Here is a 21,201-nt window from a genome sequence, read left to right as displayed (position 1 = left end):
TTTCTAGTGTATCCAACATAAAAAGGAAATTAAATTTAGTTATAAGAATAATTAATTACTGCAAACTAAAGAAAACCTGCTTTTTATGCAAATTATATTCAAACGTATATTTGACTATTTGTTTTTGTTCACATATAATAATATTCAAATGAATATTTGATTGATATGAGGTGAAAAATTTGCAATATGATGCATGTGAAGTTACGTGTATAGATGAAGAAAAAGTCAAAAGAGGTAAAAATGAACTACTCCAACAAAATCCTATGGATGTAGCCAAAGTTTTTAAAGCTTTATCGGATGATACTAGGATTAAGATTGCGTATACTCTTTCTTTGGAAGATGAATTGTGTGTATGTGATGTAGCAAATATTGTTGGTGCTACAACTGCCACAACATCTCATCATTTGAGGTTACTTAAAAATCTTGGATTAGCTAAATATCGAAAAGAAGGTAAGTTAGTTTACTATTCATTAGATGATGATCATGTAAAGCAACTAATACAGGTTGCATTTGCACATCAGAAGGAGGTTGTAAAAATTGTCTGAAGCAAAAGCATTAGAGGCTGAAAAAAATGTTTATCGCGTTCAGGGGTTTACATGCGCAAATTGTGCAGGGAAGTTTGAAAAAAATGTTAAAAAACTTCCAGGAGTTCAAGATGCAAAAGTGAATTTTGGTGCATCTAAGATATCCGTTTACGGTGATACAACGATTGAAGAACTAGAAAAAGCTGGTGCATTTGAGAACCTTAAAGTGGCTCCTGAAAAACCAAGGCGGGAAGCTAAACAAGAGGTTAAAGAGGATAAAAATGTTTACCGTGTTGAAGGATTTACATGTGCAAACTGTGCTGGGAAATTTGAGAATAACGTAAAACAGCTTCCAGGAGTTCAGGATGCAAAAGTAAATTTTGGTGCATCTAAGATATCTGTTTACGGTGATGCAACAATTGAAGAACTAGAAAAAGCCGGTGCATTCGAAAATCTTAAAGTGACTCCTGAAAAATCGGCTCGCCAAGTTTCACAAGAGGTAAAAGAAGATACGAAAGAAGAAAAAGTGCCGTTTTATAAAAAGCATAGTACTCTACTTTATGCTTCCTTATTGATTGCTTTTGGTTACCTTTCCTCGTCTGTGAACGGAGAAGAGAACATTGTTACTACCTTATTGTTTTTAGCATCCATGATTATTGGAGGGTTGTCACTTTTTAAAGTCGGTTTGAAAAATTTACTACGCTTTGAATTTGACATGAAAACCCTTATGACAGTAGCTGTTATAGGTGGTGCTATTATTGGAGAATGGGCAGAAGTTGCCATTGTTGTTATTCTCTTTGCAATCAGTGAAGCACTTGAGCGATTCTCTATGGACAGAGCAAGACAATCGATTCGTTCATTAATGGATATCGCTCCTAAAGAGGCACTCGTTAGACGTAATGGGCAAGAAATAATGATTCATGTCGATGATATTGCTGTTGGGGATATTATGATTGTCAAACCTGGTCAAAAGATTGCGATGGATGGTGTAGTCGTAAGTGGCTACTCTGCAGTCAACCAAGCAGCTATTACCGGTGAATCAGTCCCTGTTGAGAAAACAGTTGATGATGAAGTATTTGCAGGTACATTAAATGAAGAAGGATTACTTGAAGTAAAAATAACGAAACTTGTAGAAGATACAACGATTTCTAAAATTATTCATCTTGTAGAGGAAGCACAAGGAGAACGGGCTCCTTCGCAAGCATTTGTCGATAAATTTGCAAAATATTACACACCGATCATTATGATCATTGCAGCATTAGTTGCTATCGTCCCTCCTATATTCTTTGATGGTAGTTGGGAAACATGGGTTTATCAAGGATTAGCTGTTCTTGTTGTTGGTTGTCCTTGTGCGTTGGTCATATCGACTCCGATTTCTATCGTTTCAGCGATTGGGAATGCCGCAAAAAAAGGTGTCCTTGTAAAAGGCGGAGTGTATTTAGAAGAAATGGGTGCCTTAAAGGCTATTGCATTTGATAAAACAGGTACATTAACAAAAGGTGTCCCAGCTGTAACTGATTTTAATGTGTTGAACAAACAGATAAATGAAAAAGAATTACTATCCATCATTACTGCATTAGAGTATCGTTCTCAGCATCCACTTGCATCTGCGATTATGAAAAAAGCAGAAGAGGAGAACATTTCTTATTCTGACGTACAGGTAGAGGACTTCTCTTCTATTACAGGTAAGGGTATCAAAGGTATTGTAAACGGGACTACTTATTACATTGGAAGTCCGAAACTCTTTAAAGAATTAGCAATTTCTAATTTCGATAAAGACTTAGAACAAAATGTTACTACACTTCAAAATCAAGGTAAGACAGCCATGATTATTGGAACCGAAAAAGAAATACTTGCAGTTATTGCAGTTGCTGATGAAGTTCGTGAATCAAGTAAGGAAATTATTCAAAAGTTACATCAACTTGGAATCAAAAAAACAATTATGCTTACAGGTGATAACAAAGGTACTGCTAATGCTATCGGAGGGCAGGTTGGAGTATCTGATATTGAGGCAGAACTAATGCCACAGGACAAATTAGACTTTATTAAACAGTTGAGATCTGAGTATGGCAACGTAGCTATGGTAGGAGATGGTGTCAATGATGCACCTGCATTGGCGGCCTCAACAGTTGGAATTGCAATGGGTGGAGCTGGTACAGATACAGCCCTGGAAACGGCAGACGTCGCTCTAATGGGTGACGATCTAAGAAAACTTCCATTCACTGTAAAACTTAGCCGAAAAACTCTAAATATAATCAAAGCTAACATTACTTTTGCAATTGCTATTAAATTTATTGCCTTACTATTGGTTATCCCAGGTTGGTTAACGCTCTGGATTGCTATCCTTTCTGATATGGGTGCAACCCTTCTGGTAGCACTAAATGGTTTGCGACTAATGAGAGTGAAAGAATAAAGGGAAAAGGGCTAAAAAGGGCTTTCCAGACAGATTGGAAAGCCCTTTTCTAAAAATGATCTCATTAATAGTATAACTTCTAAATATCCAGCCTAATTAAAAATGGAAAGATTGGGTATAAGTAAAACAGCAGCTTTTATATTACATATTGGTATCCACATGGGACAAAAACGCTTTCATCCTTAATTTAAAATAATTCTTTTCATTCTTTATAAAATCGAAGGAGGAAACTGAAATGACTGTTGAAGGAAAAAATGATGTAGATCTGTTAGTTATAGGCGCAGGATCAGGAGGTTATGTAGCTGCCATACGTGCTGCTCAGTTAGGGAAAAAAGTGGTTTTGGTGGATAAAGCAGAACTAGGAGGGGTTTGCCTTAACCGTGGTTGTATACCTTCAAAGGCTCTTATTAGTGCTTCTGAACGAGTAAAACACATAAAACATGCCAACTCAATGGGAATAAAGGTTTCTGGTGAAGTTGAAGTAGAGATGCCAGAAGTAGTGAAGTGGAAGGACGGTATAGTAAATAAACTAACGAATGGAGTTCGGACTTTACTGAAAGGCAATGGAGTGGAAGTCATTAGTGGGGAAGCTTATCTTACTGAACCCTATGTTGCCAAAATCAAAATTGGTAACGAAGAAAAATTCTTTTCATACAAAGACTTAATCCTTGCGATAGGATCATTACCTACTGAGTTAAAAAGTATGCCATTTGATAGAAAAAGAATTATCTCTTCAACTGAGGCATTGATGCTTCAAGAAGTACCAAAACATTTAGTTGTAGTAGGTGGTGGTTATATCGGTTTGGAATTGGGTACTGCTTATGCTAAATTCGGAGCTAAAGTGACCATCCTTGAAGGATCAGATACAATTCTTCCAGGTACGGACCCTATGCTTACAAATGTAGTAAAACGTCATTTAAAGGAACTTGGAATCACAGTTATAACGAATGCTTTAGTCCAAGGTGGAGAAAATACAGGCGATGAAGTAAATGTTCAAGTTCAGGTTAATGGGAAGGAAGAGATAATTAAAGGGGATTATTGCTTAGTTTCCATTGGAAGAAAACCGAACACAGGAAAAGTTGGATTGGAAAATATCGGGGTTGAATTAGATCAACGCGGTTTTATTAAGATAAATAATACATGTCAAACAAATGTTGAACATGTATATGCGATCGGGGACTGTGCTGGTGGTTACCTCCTTGCTCATAAAGCTAGTTATGAAGGTAAGATAGCTGCAGAGGTAATAAGTGGGCTAAAAAGTGTAATTGATTTTCAGGCAATGCCTTTTGTTATTTTTAGCGATCCTGAAGTAGCCTATACAGGTTTAACGGAGAAGGAAGCAAAGGAAGAAGGATATGAAACGGTCTCTAGCCGTTTTCCATTCCAAGCTAACGGCAGAGCTTTATCTGTTTCGGATGCCGATGGTTTTGTACAAGTTGTGGCGGATAAAGAATCTAATCGGGTTTTAGGTGTACAAATGGTAGGGCCAGAAGTATCATCTCTTATTGCTGAAGCAGTTTTTGCAATTGAGTCAGGGGCAACGGCAGAAGATCTCAGCCTTACAATTCATGCACACCCAACTTTACCTGAACCACTCATGGAAGCAGCTGAAGGCGTTATGGGACATGCTATTCATATGCTGAATAAAAAATAATTCGAACAGTTAGAGCATATTTAATTTAACTAGGCCTGCACAATCATACGTGCAGGTCGAATTATTTATTTTGGAGTGACGATTAATGGAAATCATTAATGTTGGATGTATTAAAGAATGGATTGAAGTGTGAATGTCTTACTTGGTCGGAATGTTTCACAAAGGTTCATTCAAATGGCACTTGTTGTTAAAACGTGATAGAAGAATGAAGGTATTTTGAAAAAGATAAAAGCTTACTTAACTGAGAAACAATTCGAAAAGATAGTATTAATAAAGGATGATTTTAAAAGTGAATATTACTAGAGAAAAGTTAGAAAATCAACAAATTTGGATCTATGGTATATCGCTTCTGTTTGGAGGGATTCTAGGTATCTCAAACGAGGATTTAGGAAAAGGCTTAGATTGGGCTATTTCGCCACTCATAGCCATTCTCATGTATGGAATGTTTGCACAAATTCCATTCTTAAAACTACGTGAGGCAATTTCAAATCTCAGATTCATGGCGGCATTACTAATTGGAAATTTTATAGCTGTGCCTATAATTGTTTGGATATTAACAATGATATTTCCACAATCTCCACCAATTTTATTAGGCGTTTGTTTGGTTTTACTTACGCCATGTATTGACTACGTAATAGTCTTTACTCAACTTGGAAAGGGAAATGAGAAATTAATGTTAGCTTCCACGCCTATTTTGTTTGTAGTACAAATGATATTACTTCCATTGTATTTATGGCTATTTATAGGTGAAGAAATGGGAGGAGTTGTTCATATAGAGCCATTCCTAGAAGCTTTTTTATTACTAATAGTTACGCCTTTAATATTAGCGATCATTACTCAATTGTGGGCTAAAAAGACAGCACTAGGTGAGAAGGTATTAGATATTACAACGTGGTTCCCCGTACCATTTATGGCTTTAGTATTAATTGTGGTAGTGACTTCCCAAATTGGTAAGGTATACAGTGATTTCGAAATTATTGTGCGTGTGATTCCGATATATATTTTGTTTTTAATCATTACACCATTTATATCGCGTTTTATCGCATTTGTGTTCAAATTAGATATAGGTGCAGGAAGAGCATTAATCTTTAGTACTGGAACAAGGAACTCCCTTGTAGTTCTTCCTTTAGCATTAGCTTTACCCGATTCTTGGGCAACGTTAGCTGCAGCTGTGATTGTTACACAGACCATTGTGGAGTTGATCGGAGAATTATTCTATATCAAGGCTATACCTAAATTGATACTGAAAGATCATACTGATTACAAAGAGGGACTTTAAGTAATATTAATGTTTGATTGAGAGAGGGAAATGAATATATCAATAGTTTCTTCTTTTACTAAACCAGTTAATAGAAGCTTTAGTGATCTACAACAATCATGCGCGATTGTAGAGCAACATAGGTAGAAAATGATCAAACTTTTTTATAAAAACCAAACTTAAATCTGCTGGATAAGAATCCATTTTGATCAAACTTTTTTCAAAAATGGATTCTTTTTATTTATCGTAAAATATGGGTTTGCGAGGTATTTTTGATCAAACTTTATTTCAAAGCAACACTTAAACAAGATACTTCCACAAACGGACGCTTTAATGAAGCAACGAAAAAAGCCTAATTTCTCAATTTATTGGGACATTGGGCTTTTTATATTTACTTATAGTGCAAAATCGCGTTTAAAAAACGTGCAATTTATCTCTTAAAGTCACAGTTAATCGATAAAATATAAATAATACTATTCTTGACCCTATACCATGGTACAGGGTTTATACTTTATATGAGGTGAGATAAATGCAATTTCGTATTGGAGAACTGGCTGAAAAGTGTAGCGTTAACAAGGAGACCATACGATATTATGAACGTTTAGGATTAGTTCCAGAGCCTGATCGTACCGAAAAAGGGTACCGAATGTATTCAGAACCAACCGTCGATCGGTTGAATTTTATCAAACGGATGCAGGAACTGGGATTTACCTTAAACGAAATTGATAAATTGCTAGGGGTCGTCGATCGCGACGAAACCAAATGCCGTGATATGTATGATTTCACTGTTCTTAAGATAGAGGACATCCAGCGTAAAATTGAAGATCTTAAGAGAATTGAACGAATACTGGTGGATCTTAAAGAAAGATGTCCCGAAAACAAAGATATTTACGAATGCCCTATTATTGAAACACTGATGAAGAAATAAGAGGTGAAACAGGATGAAAAATACAATAAAAAGCACAGGTTGGTTTCTTGTCGCTCTAATCACATGCCCATGCCATCTGGTTTTACTGCTTCCGTTGTTTGCAGGAACAGCATTGGCATCATACTTCACGGAATATAAAGATATTATTTTCATCATGATGGGTCTGTTGTTCGTTTTTGCTCTTTTTATGGGTTGGAGGAAACTTAATCCAGAAACAAAGAAAGAAAGCACAACGACACATGATTGTTGTAGCATGGAGAGGTTTAAAGCATGAAGGAAAGAGTGTCGCAATTAGCTACCATCTTTTCGGCTTTTGTTATGGCTGGATGCTGCCTGGGCCCGTTGATTTTTATCCCCCTGGGATTAACCGGTTTTGCCGGAGCATTAGCCTTCTACTCATTGAAATATCGATTATTGTTTAGCATCGTAACGATTATCCTTCTTGCTTACTCCTTTTACATGGTTTATGGAAGAAAGGGAAAAAGAAAAAGTTCTATCATCGGCTTATGGATCACGACATTTTTCGTTTTTTGTATGTTTCTTTTTTTATTTCTAGTTGAAGGTGGATTATAAAAATGAGGTGTTTATATGAGAGTACACTTAATTAGGATTAATTATCCCTTCTGTTAGTGGTTAGTGCGTGTAGTAACGAAAAAGAAGCACAAAATACTATAGATGCTAAGGAGCATGTAAAAGCTACCATTGAAAAAACTAAAACAGGGACATTTACGGTTTTGGGGATGGATTGTTGTCCGCCTTCAGTTGTCAAAGATGTTTTGAAACAAGTGAATGGTGTTGGCAAAACAGCCATTAAAGTCAGTGGAAGTAAGGGGAAAGTAACAGTATCTTATGATGATAAGAAAACGGATTTAAAATCAATTAAGTTGGCAGTGTCGGATTTAGGGCTTGGAGTCGAGTAAAAGGAGGGCTTTAACATGAAAAAATATCGAGTAAACGTTCAAGGAATGACCTGTACGGGTTGCGAAGAGCATGTTGCTGTTGCTCTTGAAAACATGGGAGCAAACGGGATTGAAGTGGATTTTCGCCGTGGGGAAGCTGTATTTGAACTTCCAAATGACGTAGAAGTTGAAACAGCGAAGAAAGTGATTGCTGAAGCTAAATATCAACCAGGAGAAGTTGAAGAAATACAATTGCAAGAAATGGTACAGTTAGGTGATGAAGGTGACTATGATTACATCATCATTGGTTCCGGCGGAGCTGCCTTTTCATCAGCCATTGAAGCCGTGAAATATGGAGCAAAAGTGGCGATGATTGAGCGTGGAACAATTGGTGGAACATGTGTAAATATTGGTTGTGTTCCTTCAAAGACCTTGTTACGTGCTGGCGAAATTAATCATTTAGCAAAAAACAATCCGTTTGTAGGATTGCATACATCAGCCGGTGAAGTTGATTTGGCGCCATTGATTAAACAAAAAAATGAGTTGGTAACAGAGCTTAGAAACTCTAAATATGTTGATTTAATTGATGACTATGGTTTCGAATTAATAGAAGGTGAAGCAAAATTCGTAGATGAAAAAACTGTTGAAGTGAACGGAGCACTTATATCGGCTAAACGATTCTTAATCGCGACAGGTGCTTCACCAGCTAAACCAAACATTCCTGGGCTAAATGAGGTAGATTATTTAACTAGCACGTCTTTACTTGAATTAAAGAAGGTACCAAAACGTCTTGTGGTTATTGGTTCTGGTTATATTGGCATGGAATTAGGACAACTATTTCATAATCTCGGCTCAGAAGTTACGTTAATGCAACGAAGTGAACGCCTCTTAAAAGAATATGATCCAGAGATTTCAGAATCAGTTGAAAAATCTCTAGTCGAACAAGGAATAAATCTTGTAAAAGGAGCAACCTATGAACGAATCGAAAAAAATGGAGACATAAAAAAGGTTCTTGTAGAAGTTAATGGCAAGAAGCGTATCATTGAAGCAGATCAATTGCTAGTTGCGACAGGCAGAACACCAAACACGGCTACTTTAAACTTACAGGCAGCAGGCGTGGAAATAGGTTCTCGTGGTGAAATCATAATAGATGATTATTCAAGAACAACAAATACTCGTATTTATGCCGCAGGAGATGTCACGCTAGGTCCCCAATTCGTGTATGTGGCAGCCTATCAGGGTGGAGTGGCAGCAGGAAATGCTATCGGAGGACTGAACAAAAAGCTAAATTTAGAAGTGGTTCCAGGGGTTACGTTTACGGGCCCGGCAATTGCAACCGTTGGTTTAACGGAGCAACAGGCAAAAGATAAAGGCTATGAGGTTAAAACATCCGTTTTACCGTTAGATGCCGTTCCGAGGGCCTTGGTTAATCGGGAAACAACAGGCGTGTTTAAATTAGTGGCAGACTCGAAAACAATGAAAGTTTTGGGAGCTCATGTGGTGGCAGAAAATGCAGGAGACGTAATTTATGCAGCTACATTAGCTGTCAAATTCGGTTTAACCATAGATGATATTCGCGAAACCCTTGCCCCATATTTAACAATGGCAGAAGGGTTAAAATTAGCTGCCCTTACGTTTGATAAAGATGTTTCAAAATTATCTTGTTGTGCTGGTTAAATCTTCTTTTTTGGAGCTTTTTTACCTTACCTTTTGCTACTAACGGGTCGCTTTAGTATAGTAAGAAACATTACTTCAATATTGATTCTTTTATACTAAGATCTTCCACACTCAGACGCTTTTCTAGAGTAACGAAAAAAGTCCAAATTCTCAATTTTAATACTGAGAAATTGGGCTTTTTATTATTGTAATTTCCTTATCGTTGTAAATCCGCATTTTCCTGACGCTACCCCATCAAAAAGATGATTCTTCCGTTGTTCCAGTCTGCTATTGTTTCGGTTGGACAAAAGAAAAAATTAAACAATATATTGAAAAAGGACTTACTCCTAATCCAGTAAAACATATTCGTGAAAACATAAAAGGAAACCGATGTGGTTGTGAGGTGAACAACCCTCAAGGTAGTTGTTGTTTAGGGAATGTTATTGGCTATATCAAAGAACTAACCTAAATAAAAATTCACCTTCAACGAAATGATCAAACTTTTTTATAAAAAATTGAACTAAGTATTGATATGAGAATCCATTTTTATCAAACTTTTAACATTTCAAAGCTACAATTAGCATGAAAGACGTAAATATTGTGTAAGGATATAGGAAACTGTTTTTTTATTTATAAAAAAAAGAAAGAGCTTGGACATTTATTGTAGCCCATGCTCTTTCTGTTGTTATTTTCTACCAACAATCGTCATACATAGAATGGTTTTGGTTCTGGTGGTTATTCGTGGTACTATTATTTGAATTTGTCTGTCCTGTATTTAAATTCTTTGATGTTGAGGTTTCATTAGGTATATTGTTTTGATGATTATTCATGAAAGAATCCATCATTTCAGAACAATAATCCATCATTTGTTGCAAATTTCCATTCCCATTCCCTTGACTAGGAGTGTTGTTTGAATGTGCAAGAGCAGCAGTGCCAATACCTAGAAATAAAGCAATAGCTACAAAAGACGTAAGTAATTTTTTCAATACTTCCACCCTCCTTTGTCTTCATTATACCCATATATATAAAATACGAAAAAAGGGAAGATTGAATTTTACAAAAATTCAAAAATGATAAAGCTTTCTTTATAAGTAAAATAAACTTTTTTAAACAAACACTGAGTTTTACCTATATACATATTTTAGATTGATCGCTCGTATGAAAAGGAGGGTAAAAATGTATTATTATCCTAATCAATGGTATCAATATCCATATGTTTATCGATTAGAAGAAAATAATGGACAAGAGGAAAAGGAATGGGAAATTGAGAAAAAATTTATGGATGATATGAGGAAAATGATGTATCAGCAATTGTTGATGCAAAAGGAAATATTAGAAAAGATCCATCATATTGAAAGGAGATTATGTAATTTAGAAAGAAAGTATAAAGGCCTTTCATAATATATAAACAGGTTACTCCTTTTTTTTACTAAAAAAATTCTATGGGTGTAGCTCTTAACAAGTTACACCCATAGAATTTTTAACCTTCGAATTGATAAAGAGGTGTGCTTAAATATCTTTCTCCATTACTTGGAATAATCGCAACAACTTTTTTTCCTTTACCAAGCTTCTCAGCTACTTTCAAGGCAGCATATATGGCAGCTCCTGAAGAAATCCCACCAAGAATCCCTTCTTGTTTTGCTACCAGACGTGAAGTTTCAAAAGCTTGCTCATTCTCTACTGTAATGACCTCATCATAAATTTCAGTATCTAAAATTTCCGGTATGAATCCAGCTCCAATTCCTTGAATTTTATGAGGTCCTGGCTTACCGCCAGAAAGGACTGGGGATGCTACTGGCTCAACGGCAACAATATGTATTGCTGGAAACTTTTCCTTAAGGACCTGACCAGCACCTGTAACCGTACCTCCTGTACCAATTCCAGAAACAAAAGCATCAATTCCACCAATTTCTTCAGCTTGACCAACAAGCTCTTGTCCAGTTGTTTCTTGATGGATTTTTGGATTGGCTGGATTATTAAACTGCTGAGGAACAAAATACTGTGGATTTTCCTCCAATAACTCTTGAGCTTTGCGAATTGCTCCCCCCATACCTTCCGGTCCAGGAGTTAAAACGAGCTCGGCACCATAGGCACGGAGTAAATTTCGACGTTCCATACTCATGGTTTCTGGCATGACGATAATCGTTTTGTATCCCTTTGCGGCAGCTACCATTGCTAACCCAATTCCTGTATTTCCACTAGTTGGCTCAACAATCGTACTTCCCGGCTTTAGGATTCCATCTTTTTCAGCTGCTTCAATCATGGCTATAGCAATACGATCCTTTACACTACTTCCTGGGTTAAAATATTCAAGCTTTAAATAGACATCTGCATGATCAGGATTTACAACGCGATTTAGTTTAACAAGTGGAGTATTCCCGATAAGTTCTACAATTGAATTAGCCACTTTCATCAAAATCTCCTCCAATACTAGTAATTGTTGGTATATAGGCTTACCAACCACTGCCCTTCACAGTGATAGGGCTTATCTTTCCTGAAATGGCGATAGCTATTTATTACCACCCTATATCACAGTCGTTATCACGTATTGTCTATGACTTAGTTCAACTTTCATTGCATTTTGCTCATTATTTTTCGTACTGAGCATAGCGTTTAAGGCTTGTCCCTGGTCGCTGAGACACAAATCATACATATTTTTGATTTCTTGTTCGGTTAGATTTGGCTGCATTTCCTTCATAAATGGTAGTGTGTACGATCGAACATTGAGTGATTATTGCTATTGTTATTACTGTTGTGTGCTAACGCAGTAGTTCCGATTTCAATCAATAATACAATTTATCACCTCCTTTCGAAAGGATGATAAAAAAACTTAAAAGCTCTTTCCTGAAGAGTTTTACGGAATATTCATATAAAGAAAAACACACTTCATTTCAATAATAAAATAATCGTTTAATTAATAAAGTTATTTTGTCAATTTCTTTAAAAATCGAATGAGAAATGGATTTGTGTCTATAATCTAGGATAGATTTTTTTGTGTTTTAGATTCTCTATAAGTACTTATCATTAATAAAATAGCTCCACTAACTAAAAATACATCCGCAGTATTAAAAATTGGATAATTAATAAATGTAACTTCGAACATATCTGTTACTTCCCCAAAAATTAAACGATCTACAACGTTTCCCATTGCACCTCCTATAAAAAATCCAAAGGCTATACGTGTTAGCTTATCGGAGACTTTACGAGAATAAATAAGGCCAAAGACAATAACAATAATTGCAATACTAATCAAGAATATTTTTTGTCCCGAAAAAATTCCCCAGGCAGCACCCGCATTACGATGAGATGTTAATTGAAAAACACCATTGATAAGTGGAATGGATTGTCCGTAGTCCATAAAATTTCGAACTAAATATTTACATAATTGATCAATACTTACTGTGAGAATAATGATCCAATACAAAGTCGTCACCTCGGAGTTCTATTTTCTATAAAGAATTGTACTTAATACTTTAAAAGTAAAGGGGATTTATCAGTAAAATGATCGTAAGTCATTACGGTTAATTGAGAATTTAATTATTTTCAAAATTTACGAAGTGAGACCACAGGTTAGAAAATATATTATTTTCTGCCATGATATAAAGGCCTAATCCTATAAACACAATTGGAATAACCCATCGGCCGTATTTCTCAAGTGTTTCAGAAACATATCTGAATCTTGCTAGACGATATCCGATTAAACACCAGACCGCAACCATTATAAAGAAAGTAACAACTGTAATGACCAGTTGGTTGTTATTTAAAGTAGAAAAGAACGGAACATAAATTCCAATATTATCTCCACCATTAGCAAAGGTGATAAAGGCTACACTTAAATAGAACTTATTAAATTTATTTAAACTGGAAAGAATAGCACCTTCATTTTCATCTTCACCCTTTATAAACAGTTTAACTCCTAGGTAGATCGGGATTAGTCCTAATAATCCTACCCACTGATCAGGAATGAGTGTTACTCCAAATGTAGCTAAAAGGCTAATTAAAACTAAAAGTGCAAAACCAAGATATTGGCCAATGACTATATCTTTAGGGTAAATACGACTTCCCTTCGGCTGCATGTTAACCGTTCGGCCATTACTTGCTTTAGCTTGTGAACTTGCCTGAGAGAACAGCAACATCAAGACAAAAATATCATCGATATTGGTTACTATAAAAGACCCTAAAGCAGAGAGAATAGTTAAAATTAAATTCATAAAAAAACTCCTTTTTAAAATACGGAATAGAATATATTTTGTTGTGTTAGTTTGTTACACATTCTATTATTTACCCTTCATGTAATGATTTAGAATTTCACTTTGCACGATCCTAAAATTAATAGATAGTATTTTAGGTGAAAATATTGGAAGTTATTATTCAAATAATCATTTGAGTATATTGTGCTTTTAGATTAAAATTATTAATGTAAAATGTCAACATTAAAATGTTGGTTTGAATGAAAATAAAAAGGGAGAGTAAAATGAAAAACAAAAGAACCAGATCTATTGTACGTATTAGCCTTCTACTTCTTATGGCTTTAGCAGTAGCCTATACTCTTTATCAAAACTTTTTCACTGAAAGAATACGGGTTCAAGCAGGGGATCAAGCACCTGATTTTGTTCTTGAAGATATGAACGGTAACAACGTTCAACTTTCTGATTTAAAAGGAAAAGGAGTTTTTCTAAACTTTTGGGGTACTTGGTGCAAGCCTTGTGAAAAGGAAATGCCATATATGGAAAGACAGTATAACCATTTTAAGAATCTTGGTGTAGAGATATTGGCGGTTAATATTGCAGAAAGTGATATTGCTATTGAATCGTTTGTAAATAGGCATGGGCTTACATTTCCTATACTTAAAGATAAAGATCGAGCTGTGACGGAAGCATATGACATAACCCCGATTCCTACAACATTTTTGATCGATAAGAAAGGAAAAGTGTTAAAAGTGATCACAGGAAGTATGACCGAAAGGGATATAGCAAATTACATGGAACTCATTAAGCCATAGAATTAATAAACAGTTAGGTGGTATCTTTTTGGAACAACTAAGCTTATTTCTTGCATTTGGTGCAGGTCTTTTATCATTTATTTCGCCTTGTTCACTTCCTTTGTATCCAGCTTTTCTTTCCTATATTACAGGAGTGTCTATAAATGACCTAAAAGAAGGAAAAGGTATTTTAAGAAGGAAAGCTTTTATACACACCATCTTGTTTTTGGTAGGATTTTCCATCATATTTTTAGCTTTGGGACTTTCTACTTCTTTTATCGGTACATTTTTTATGGATTATCAAGATTTGTTAAGGCAACTTGGAGCTATTGTGATGGTGTTTTTTGGTTTAGTTCTAACAGGGGTTCTTAAATTTGATTTCCTACTTTCTGATAAGAAAATTCATTTTCAAAAGAGGCCTTCAGGTTATATTGGATCAATTTTAATTGGGCTTGGTTTTGCTGCTGGATGGACTCCTTGTACAGGTCCAATTCTTGCAGGTGTCATTGCATTAGGTGTATCAGACCCAGGAAAAGGATTACTATACATGCTGTTCTATGTCTTAGGTTTTTCTATTCCATTTCTATTAATGTCTTTATTTATCGATAAGATGACTTTTCTAAAGAAACACAGTGCAATCTTTATGTCAATAGGAGGCATTTTGATGATTGTGATGGGGGGATTATTGTACTTTAATATGATGACAAAAATTATTGCAGTCTTAACAAGTTTGTTCGGAGGATTTACTGGATTTTAAGGGGTTTTTAGAATCATTCTTTTTAATGGATTAAAAAGCAAATCTGAAAAATTAAAAGTGTAGTTAAGTATATTTAAATGATTAAATCGTAAGGAGTTATTAGAATGGAACATGTCAAATGCGAATGTGGTCACTCCATTCCACATGGAACGGTTCTTTGTGAATCTTGTGGACGAACTATCGGGAATAAGAAGGATGAAGTTTCTGAAAAACTATTGGATATGAGATACGATGGAGGCGCAAGACGCTCACAAACATATAAAAAGTCACTTATCGATAAGATTTGGAACTTTTTCTCATCCGTTAAAGTAGGAATTTGGATAATTGTTCTTCTTTTAATTGCTTCTGCGATTGGAACCATTTTTCCTCAAGAGATGTATATTCCTCCAACCGTTGTCCCACAAGAGTTTTATAAAGATGAATATGGATTTCTTGGACAAATGTATTATGAATTAGGTTTTCACAATCTATATAGTTCATGGTGGTATTTTTTATTAATAGCAGCTCTTGGGATATCACTTGTTGTCGCGAGTTTGGACCGGTTTATTCCATTGTATCGCGCTTTGAAAAAGCAAGGGATTACACGTCATGAAAGTTTCTTGCGTAGACAACGTCTTTTCAGTGAAACAAATGTCGAAGAGAACCTTGATGAACAACTGGATTTGATAATATCCAACTTGAAGAGGAAGCGTTATCAAGTACGTGAAGAAAATGGTCATTTTCTAGCTGAAAAAAGTCGATTTTCAAGATGGGGACCTTATGTGAACCATGTTGGACTAATTATTTTCCTCATTGGAGGAATGCTGCGATTTGTGCCGGGGATGTATGTAGACGAAATGCTTTGGATTCGTGACGGTGAAACAAGTGTTATCCCAGGAACCGATGGAAAATACTATTTAACCAGCGATAAGTTCATTATGGATACCTATCAAAAAGATCAAGAGGATGAAGTTTTTTCTAATACTCTTTCACGAGTCGGAGATGGAAATGTCGTTAAAAACTTTCAAACAAACGTGACTTTGTATGAACGAAAGGGTGAAATTGTTCACGGGGCAGAACCTGAACTTGAAAAGATAAAAGATGAACAAATTAGAGTTAATTACCCCTTAAAACACGATTCATATGCTCTTTATCAAACCTCTTATAAATTAAATGAACTAAATAAGTTTAATTTTAATTTAGTAGACAAAGAGACAGAAGAAAGTTTTGGCAAGATTAAAGTTGATTTGTTAGAGCCAAACAAGGAGTATGATTTAGGCAATGGGTATAAAGTTGAAATTGTGACTTATTTGCCAAACTTCTATTTCAATAGTGAAGGTGTACCTGATACAAAAAACCGTGTTCCCGACAATCCAGCATTTGTATTTAACATGATATCTCCTGAAAAACCAGAAGGTGAAAGAAGCTTTATTGCCATTAAACAAACATTTGACCCAGACGAAGATAATCAATTAAAAATGAAATTTGAAGGCGTTGAAACAAAAAACCTGTCAGCCCTTACAGTTCGGAAAGATAATACGTTATGGTTTCTAGGAGTTGGCGGTGCTATTTTCATGATTGGAGTTATTCAAGGAATGTATTGGAATCATAGACGTATATGGATTAGACGGGATGGTGACAACGTATTAATTGCAGGACATACAAATAAAAATTGGTATGGTATACAAAATGAAGTGAACGGTATTTTAAAAGAAACCAGCATTCAAGAACTAACCGATCAAACAAACGAGAAAAGCTAAAATTCGTAAAGGAGGAAATGATGTGGTAGCCCTTAGCAGTAACTTATTATATGCAGCATTCTTACTATATCTAGTTGCAACATTTTTATTTGGAGGAGCTATTCGAGATAAGAGAAAACAATATGAAAAACCAAGTAAATGGGCAAAAGTCGCAATAACTATCACTATTCTAGCTTTTGCTTCCCATTTGGGATATTTTATTACTCGATGGGTCGCTTCTGGACAAGCGCCTGTTAGTAATATGTTTGAATTCATTACAGCCTTTAGCATGATGATGGTCCTGGCTTTCATAATTCTTTATTTTATCTATAAGGTAGCAGTATTAGGTTTGTTTACTTTACCAATAACATTATTGATTATTGCTTATGGGAGTATGTTTCCGACAGACATTTCTCCATTAATACCAGCACTTCAAAGCGATTGGCTTGCTATTCACGTAACAACAACTGCACTAGGTTCAGCTATTTTGGCCAGTAGTTTCATTTCAGGGGTCATTTATTTACTTCGTTCTGTTGATCAGACGAAACGCTCAAAAGGGACCTTTTGGCTAGAAGTTGTCATGTACACGATTGTGGCGACACTTGCTTTTGTAGTGGTTACAAGTGTTTTCAGAGGGATGGAGTATGAAGCCGTCTACAAATGGGTTGATAAAAATGATCAAGAGGTTGAAATGACATATAATCTACCTTCCATTGTAGGTCCAAATCAAGGTGAATTACTTACAAAAGGTAAAATGGAAGCCTTTGTTGAAGTACCAGCTATCATTGCAGCAGGCAAACTAAACACAGTTATCTGGTCATCTGTTACAGGTTTATTTTTATACGGGGTGCTAAGACTGATTTTAAGAAAAAGAATTGCTGCAGCGCTTCAGCCATTAACGAAAAATATCAAACTTGATTTGGTCGATGAAATCGGATACAGATCCGTTGCAATAGGTTTTCCAATATTCACTTTGGGTGCTCTTATTTTTGCGATGATCTGGGCTCAAATTGCGTGGACGCGTTTCTGGGGATGGGATCCTAAGGAGGTATGGGCCTTAATTACATGGTTATTTTATGCTGCCTATTTACACCTCCGCCTATCGAAAGGTTGGCATGGTGAAAAATCAGCATGGCTCGGAGTAATAGGTTTTGGAATTATTATTTTCAACCTAATTTTCGTTAATCTAATTATTGCTGGTCTACACTCTTATGCATAAAGAAATAAATTCTTTTAAAGCTAACTAAAAGTTTATGTGATAAATCTAAATTCATTTTTATCTATGTTATTGGAGGGGAATAATCTTGTAGATCCCCTCCACTTATGTAAATTGACAGTATTTTTGAAAATGTATTTTAAACATATCCGAATTTCTATTCTTATTCAACTCTCCTTATGATGAAAAGAAAGTAGAACCATCGATTTAAAAATTTCATCATCGATATAGTAAAATGCTAATTTACCTTCCTTTCTATAGTTAGCTACACCTGAGCGTTTTAAAAACCTCAAATGATACGAAGCTGTAGCTATAGAGGACTGAATAATATTAGCCACATCACATACACAAAGTTCCCCTTCTATAGCTAATGAAAGAATAATCTTTAATCGTGTCTCATCAGCAAGAAGTTTAAATTTTTTTGATAGATGAAGTGTACTTTTAGAACTTAACAAATCTTGTAACCTTGATACTTTTATAGGGTCATAACAATAGATCTCACATTCATCTTTTAGAGTATCTTTTATATTTTTATCAACTAATGACAATTTTCCCACCTCATTAAAAATATGTGATTAGCTTATAATGAGCAAGCTTTAATGTCAATATTCAAATATTTACTTGAATAAAGAAGCGAAGTGTTTCATATTCTTTTATGTCACAAATCGTAAGATCAACATGTTACTTTATTTTCGCTCTTAGTTTATAAGTAATCCAAAAATCATCATAAGTTATTATAAATGAAGGGATGCATGTTTAATGGATAAAAACAAGAAAGGTGATTATATCCCTGCACTAAAATACCATTGGATGACTCGATTTTATGATCCGTTAATTCAATGGGGAATGCAAGAAAAAAAGTTTAAAACGCATTTAGTTAAGCAAGCAAACCTCCAACAAAAGGAAACGATAATGGATTTAGCTTGCGGTACAGGTACGCTGGCACTTTTAATACAGCAATCACAACCTGGTGTGCAAGTAATTGGGGTTGATGCTGATCCTGAAATATTATCAATTGCTATGGAGAAAATTAAAGAAACTCAAGTTAATAATATCACCTTTGAGGAAGGGTTTTCTTATAAACTTCCCTTTTCCAATAATCTATTTCATCACATATTTACAAGTTTATTTATTCATCATTTAACTCTGGAAATGAAAAAGAAAACATTTGAAGAAGTTTATCGGACACTCAAATCTGGTGGCCAATTCCATATTATTGATTTTGAAAAGCCACAAAATTGGTTGATGCGTGTTGCATTTTTTCCTATTCAATTTTTAGATGGGTTTGAAACAACTTCAAATCATGTTAAAGGGGTTATCCCTAGCCTATTAAAAGAAACAGGATTTGTTTTAATAGAAGAAACTGGACAATTTTCAACTATCACGGGCACACTAAGGGCATATAAAGCTTTTAAGCCATAAGCTGTTTGATTTTTTATCAGACTTCTTGCATTATGTAATTTTTAAATGTCCATTTTACTGTAAATAGTATTGACCATAAAAAATTAAAACAGAGAGATGGGAATGACATACATGGAGAATATTTCACCTTTAAAAGCAGTTACGGATATCTGGAAGGTTAAACGAGGCAAACCAGAAGACATTCTCTCTCGGCAACTATCTCGTTTAACTGACCTTATTAGTTTTGCAAGATCAAACTCTCAATATTACGCACAAAAATATAGCGAGTTGCCTGAACGGATTTCAAGCATACAGCAAATCCCTCCAGTCACCAAATCAGAACTCATGGACCATTTTAATGATTGGGTAACTGATCCAGAAATCACCATAGAAGGTGTAAAGGAATTCGTGTCAAATATGTCATTAGTTGGACATCTTTATTTAGGGCGCTATATGGTTTCGACCACTTCAGGGTCAACCGGAGTACCTGGAATCTTTATTCAGGATAAAGCTTCAGATACTATCATGAAAACATTAATGGCTATTCGCGGAACAACAAAATTAAAATGGAGTGACATATTGAAAGTAGCAGCCAAGGGCGGACGAAATGCGGCGGTATGTTCTACGGCTGGTCATTTTACGGCATTCAGCACAGCTGAACGTCTGCGTTTAAGAAATCCTTCGAACGGAAAAATTAGAGCTTTTTCTATCCAATTCCCCCTTTCCACGCTTGTAAAAGAATTGAATGAATATCAACCAGCCTTAATTGGGGGGTATGCAACAGCGATGGAAATTCTAGCAGAGGAACAAAAAGCAGGTCGGTTACATATTCAGCCTGTTGCAATCCTTTTGGGGGGAGAAAAGTTATATCCAAATGTTCGTGCGAAACTAGAATCTGTTTTCCAAGCTCGCGTTCTAGATCTTTACGGCGGTACAGAAGCAACAGCCATGACTTTCGAATGTGAAGAAGGTCAGTTTCATGTAAATACCGATTGGATTATATTTGAACCGGTAGATGAATTTTACCAACCTGTGCCATCAGGAAAACAATCCCATTCGGTTTTAATTACAAATCTGGCCAACAGAATTCAGCCCCTAATTCGTTATGAACTAACTGACCGTGTCACCATGTTTTCGGAACCATGCAAATGCGGGAGACCATTCCCGGTCGTTCAAGTCGAAGGGAGAACGGATGACATTTTAAAATTCTCTACCTCCAACGGTCAAATCGTTCATATTCTGCCCTTGGCTCTAAAAACCATTGTGGAGGAAATACTAGGCGTAAGGCGTTTTCAACTAATTCAAACGGCACCAGATAAATTAACAGTACGTTTAGAAGTAGACGAGGGTAATCTTAGAGATCAAGTTTGGGAAAATGTTAGAGAAGCCCTATTAGATTACTTTGCTACCCAGGGACTAACTAACCTTTCAATAGAAAAATCGGAAGAATTGCCACAAAGGCACCTTAAAAGTGGAAAGTACCAGCATGTTTTGATTGATTATCTTAAATAAAACAAATATTAAATAACATTGACGTATATTCTGTACGCTAAGAGATTTCAAATTTGCTTACAGTATTAAATTCACGTTTTTGCTCTGGACATATAAAGACAAGGCTAATTCACCTTAGTGTTGGAGAAATCAGTCTTATCTTTTCTATTTATTATATTAGATCCCAAATAGTACATAAAATAAATATCATAAACATTATTACTTTTAATAATAAGCTTTTTTTGTACTACACGTAACAAAAACGAACATTTTTGTTACGTGTAGTGATGATCAACTTTTAGTCT

At 35.4% G+C, this 21,201-nt stretch carries 21 protein-coding genes and 1 pseudogene; 17 read left to right on the top strand and 5 right to left on the bottom strand.

Going from position 1 to position 21,201, the window contains the following annotated elements; all coding sequences use genetic code 11:
• Positions 1-179: 179 nt before the first annotated feature.
• The 10 genes and pseudogenes from NYE52_RS22590 to NYE52_RS22545 all read left to right on the top strand — a co-directional run.
• Entirely contained in the window at positions 180-545 is a 366-nt protein-coding gene (locus NYE52_RS22590) for an ArsR/SmtB family transcription factor (protein ID WP_047943206.1), read from the top strand.
• Positions 538-2,937: a heavy metal translocating P-type ATPase gene (locus tag NYE52_RS22585; protein WP_047943207.1), complete on the top strand. Its 2,400-nt coding sequence runs from the start codon at positions 538-540 to the stop codon at positions 2,935-2,937. The genes NYE52_RS22590 and NYE52_RS22585 overlap by 8 nt, the downstream gene beginning before the upstream one ends.
• 235 nt (positions 2,938-3,172) lie before the next feature.
• Positions 3,173-4,591, top strand: a complete 1,419-nt coding sequence (lpdA, locus tag NYE52_RS22580) for a dihydrolipoyl dehydrogenase (protein ID WP_047943208.1) — start codon at positions 3,173-3,175, stop codon at positions 4,589-4,591.
• Positions 4,592-4,880: 289 nt separating this feature from the next.
• Positions 4,881-5,870, top strand: coding sequence for an arsenic resistance protein (locus NYE52_RS22575; protein WP_082138368.1), 990 nt, complete (start codon positions 4,881-4,883; stop codon positions 5,868-5,870).
• Between the two features lie 508 nt (positions 5,871-6,378).
• On the top strand, positions 6,379-6,777 hold the full coding sequence (gene merR1, locus NYE52_RS22570) for a mercury resistance transcriptional regulator MerR1 (RefSeq protein ID WP_047943210.1): 399 nt from the start codon (positions 6,379-6,381) through the stop codon (positions 6,775-6,777).
• Positions 6,778-6,790: 13 nt separating this feature from the next.
• Positions 6,791-7,051 (top strand): hypothetical protein, encoded by a 261-nt coding sequence (locus NYE52_RS22565; RefSeq protein WP_047943211.1) that lies wholly within the window; start codon positions 6,791-6,793, stop codon positions 7,049-7,051.
• Positions 7,048-7,350: a mercuric transport protein MerT gene (gene merT / locus NYE52_RS22560; RefSeq protein ID WP_047943212.1), complete on the top strand. Its 303-nt coding sequence runs from the start codon at positions 7,048-7,050 to the stop codon at positions 7,348-7,350. Before NYE52_RS22565 ends, merT begins: the two co-directional genes overlap by 4 nt.
• Before the next feature lie 50 nt (positions 7,351-7,400).
• Complete coding sequence (merP, locus tag NYE52_RS22555) at positions 7,401-7,697, top strand: mercury resistance system substrate-binding protein MerP (RefSeq protein WP_220040973.1); 297 nt, start codon at positions 7,401-7,403, stop codon at positions 7,695-7,697.
• 15 nt (positions 7,698-7,712) lie between these two features.
• Positions 7,713-9,353 (top strand): mercury(II) reductase, encoded by a 1,641-nt coding sequence (merA, locus tag NYE52_RS22550; protein WP_047943213.1) that lies wholly within the window; start codon positions 7,713-7,715, stop codon positions 9,351-9,353.
• Positions 9,354-9,585: 232 nt separating this feature from the next.
• A pseudogene (locus NYE52_RS22545) lies at positions 9,586-9,801 on the top strand (putative iron-sulfur cluster-binding metallochaperone); the annotation flags it as partial.
• 223 nt (positions 9,802-10,024) lie between these two features.
• On the opposite strand, the gene NYE52_RS22540 reads toward NYE52_RS22545, so the two are convergent.
• A complete protein-coding gene (locus NYE52_RS22540) occupies positions 10,025-10,327 on the bottom strand; it encodes a hypothetical protein (protein ID WP_226752556.1) in 303 nt (100 codons plus the stop codon).
• 181 nt (positions 10,328-10,508) lie between these two features.
• On the opposite strand from NYE52_RS22540, the gene NYE52_RS22535 reads away from it, so the two are divergent.
• Positions 10,509-10,733, top strand: a complete 225-nt coding sequence (locus NYE52_RS22535) for a hypothetical protein (protein WP_047943215.1) — start codon at positions 10,509-10,511, stop codon at positions 10,731-10,733.
• A gap of 79 nt (positions 10,734-10,812) precedes the next feature.
• Here NYE52_RS22535 and cysK read toward each other — a convergent pair whose 3' ends face one another.
• From cysK to NYE52_RS22520, 3 genes are all read right to left on the bottom strand, one after another.
• Positions 10,813-11,745, bottom strand: a complete 933-nt coding sequence (gene cysK / locus NYE52_RS22530) for a cysteine synthase A (protein ID WP_047943216.1) — start codon at positions 11,743-11,745, stop codon at positions 10,813-10,815.
• A 564-nt stretch (positions 11,746-12,309) separates the two neighbouring features.
• Positions 12,310-12,765 carry a signal peptidase II gene (lspA, locus tag NYE52_RS22525; RefSeq protein ID WP_226752555.1) on the bottom strand — a complete coding sequence of 152 codons (456 nt, stop codon included), beginning with the start codon at positions 12,763-12,765 and terminating at the stop codon, positions 12,310-12,312.
• A gap of 100 nt (positions 12,766-12,865) precedes the next feature.
• Complete coding sequence (locus NYE52_RS22520; RefSeq protein ID WP_047943217.1) at positions 12,866-13,543, bottom strand: CadD family cadmium resistance transporter; 678 nt, start codon at positions 13,541-13,543, stop codon at positions 12,866-12,868.
• Positions 13,544-13,806: 263 nt separating this feature from the next.
• On the opposite strand from NYE52_RS22520, the gene resA reads away from it, so the two are divergent.
• The 4 genes from resA (at position 13,807) to ccsB (ending at position 18,007) form a co-directional block, all read left to right on the top strand.
• Positions 13,807-14,334 carry a thiol-disulfide oxidoreductase ResA gene (gene resA / locus NYE52_RS22515; protein ID WP_047943218.1) on the top strand — a complete coding sequence of 176 codons (528 nt, stop codon included), beginning with the start codon at positions 13,807-13,809 and terminating at the stop codon, positions 14,332-14,334.
• 28 nt (positions 14,335-14,362) lie between these two features.
• Positions 14,363-15,070, top strand: coding sequence for a cytochrome c biogenesis CcdA family protein (locus NYE52_RS22510; RefSeq protein WP_047943219.1), 708 nt, complete (start codon positions 14,363-14,365; stop codon positions 15,068-15,070).
• A 104-nt stretch (positions 15,071-15,174) separates the two neighbouring features.
• Positions 15,175-16,809, top strand: a complete 1,635-nt coding sequence (gene resB / locus NYE52_RS22505) for a cytochrome c biogenesis protein ResB (protein ID WP_047943220.1) — start codon at positions 15,175-15,177, stop codon at positions 16,807-16,809.
• Positions 16,810-16,831: 22 nt separating this feature from the next.
• Positions 16,832-18,007, top strand: coding sequence for a c-type cytochrome biogenesis protein CcsB (ccsB, locus tag NYE52_RS22500; RefSeq protein WP_047943221.1), 1,176 nt, complete (start codon positions 16,832-16,834; stop codon positions 18,005-18,007).
• A 164-nt stretch (positions 18,008-18,171) separates the two neighbouring features.
• Here ccsB and NYE52_RS22495 read toward each other — a convergent pair whose 3' ends face one another.
• Positions 18,172-18,552, bottom strand: a complete 381-nt coding sequence (locus NYE52_RS22495) for an ArsR/SmtB family transcription factor (RefSeq protein WP_082138369.1) — start codon at positions 18,550-18,552, stop codon at positions 18,172-18,174.
• A gap of 211 nt (positions 18,553-18,763) precedes the next feature.
• On the opposite strand from NYE52_RS22495, the gene NYE52_RS22490 reads away from it, so the two are divergent.
• Both NYE52_RS22490 and NYE52_RS22485 read left to right on the top strand, forming a co-directional pair.
• Positions 18,764-19,426 (top strand): class I SAM-dependent methyltransferase, encoded by a 663-nt coding sequence (locus NYE52_RS22490; RefSeq protein WP_047943222.1) that lies wholly within the window; start codon positions 18,764-18,766, stop codon positions 19,424-19,426.
• A 111-nt stretch (positions 19,427-19,537) separates the two neighbouring features.
• Entirely contained in the window at positions 19,538-20,917 is a 1,380-nt protein-coding gene (locus NYE52_RS22485; protein WP_053215731.1) for a phenylacetate--CoA ligase family protein, read from the top strand.
• The last annotated feature ends 284 nt before the right edge of the window (positions 20,918-21,201 follow it).

Origin of the sequence: Niallia sp. FSL W8-0635, assembly GCF_038007965.1 — a bacterium.
GTDB lineage: Bacteria > Bacillota > Bacilli > Bacillales > Cytobacillaceae > Niallia.
This window is presented reverse-complemented; position numbering and strand designations above follow the sequence as displayed.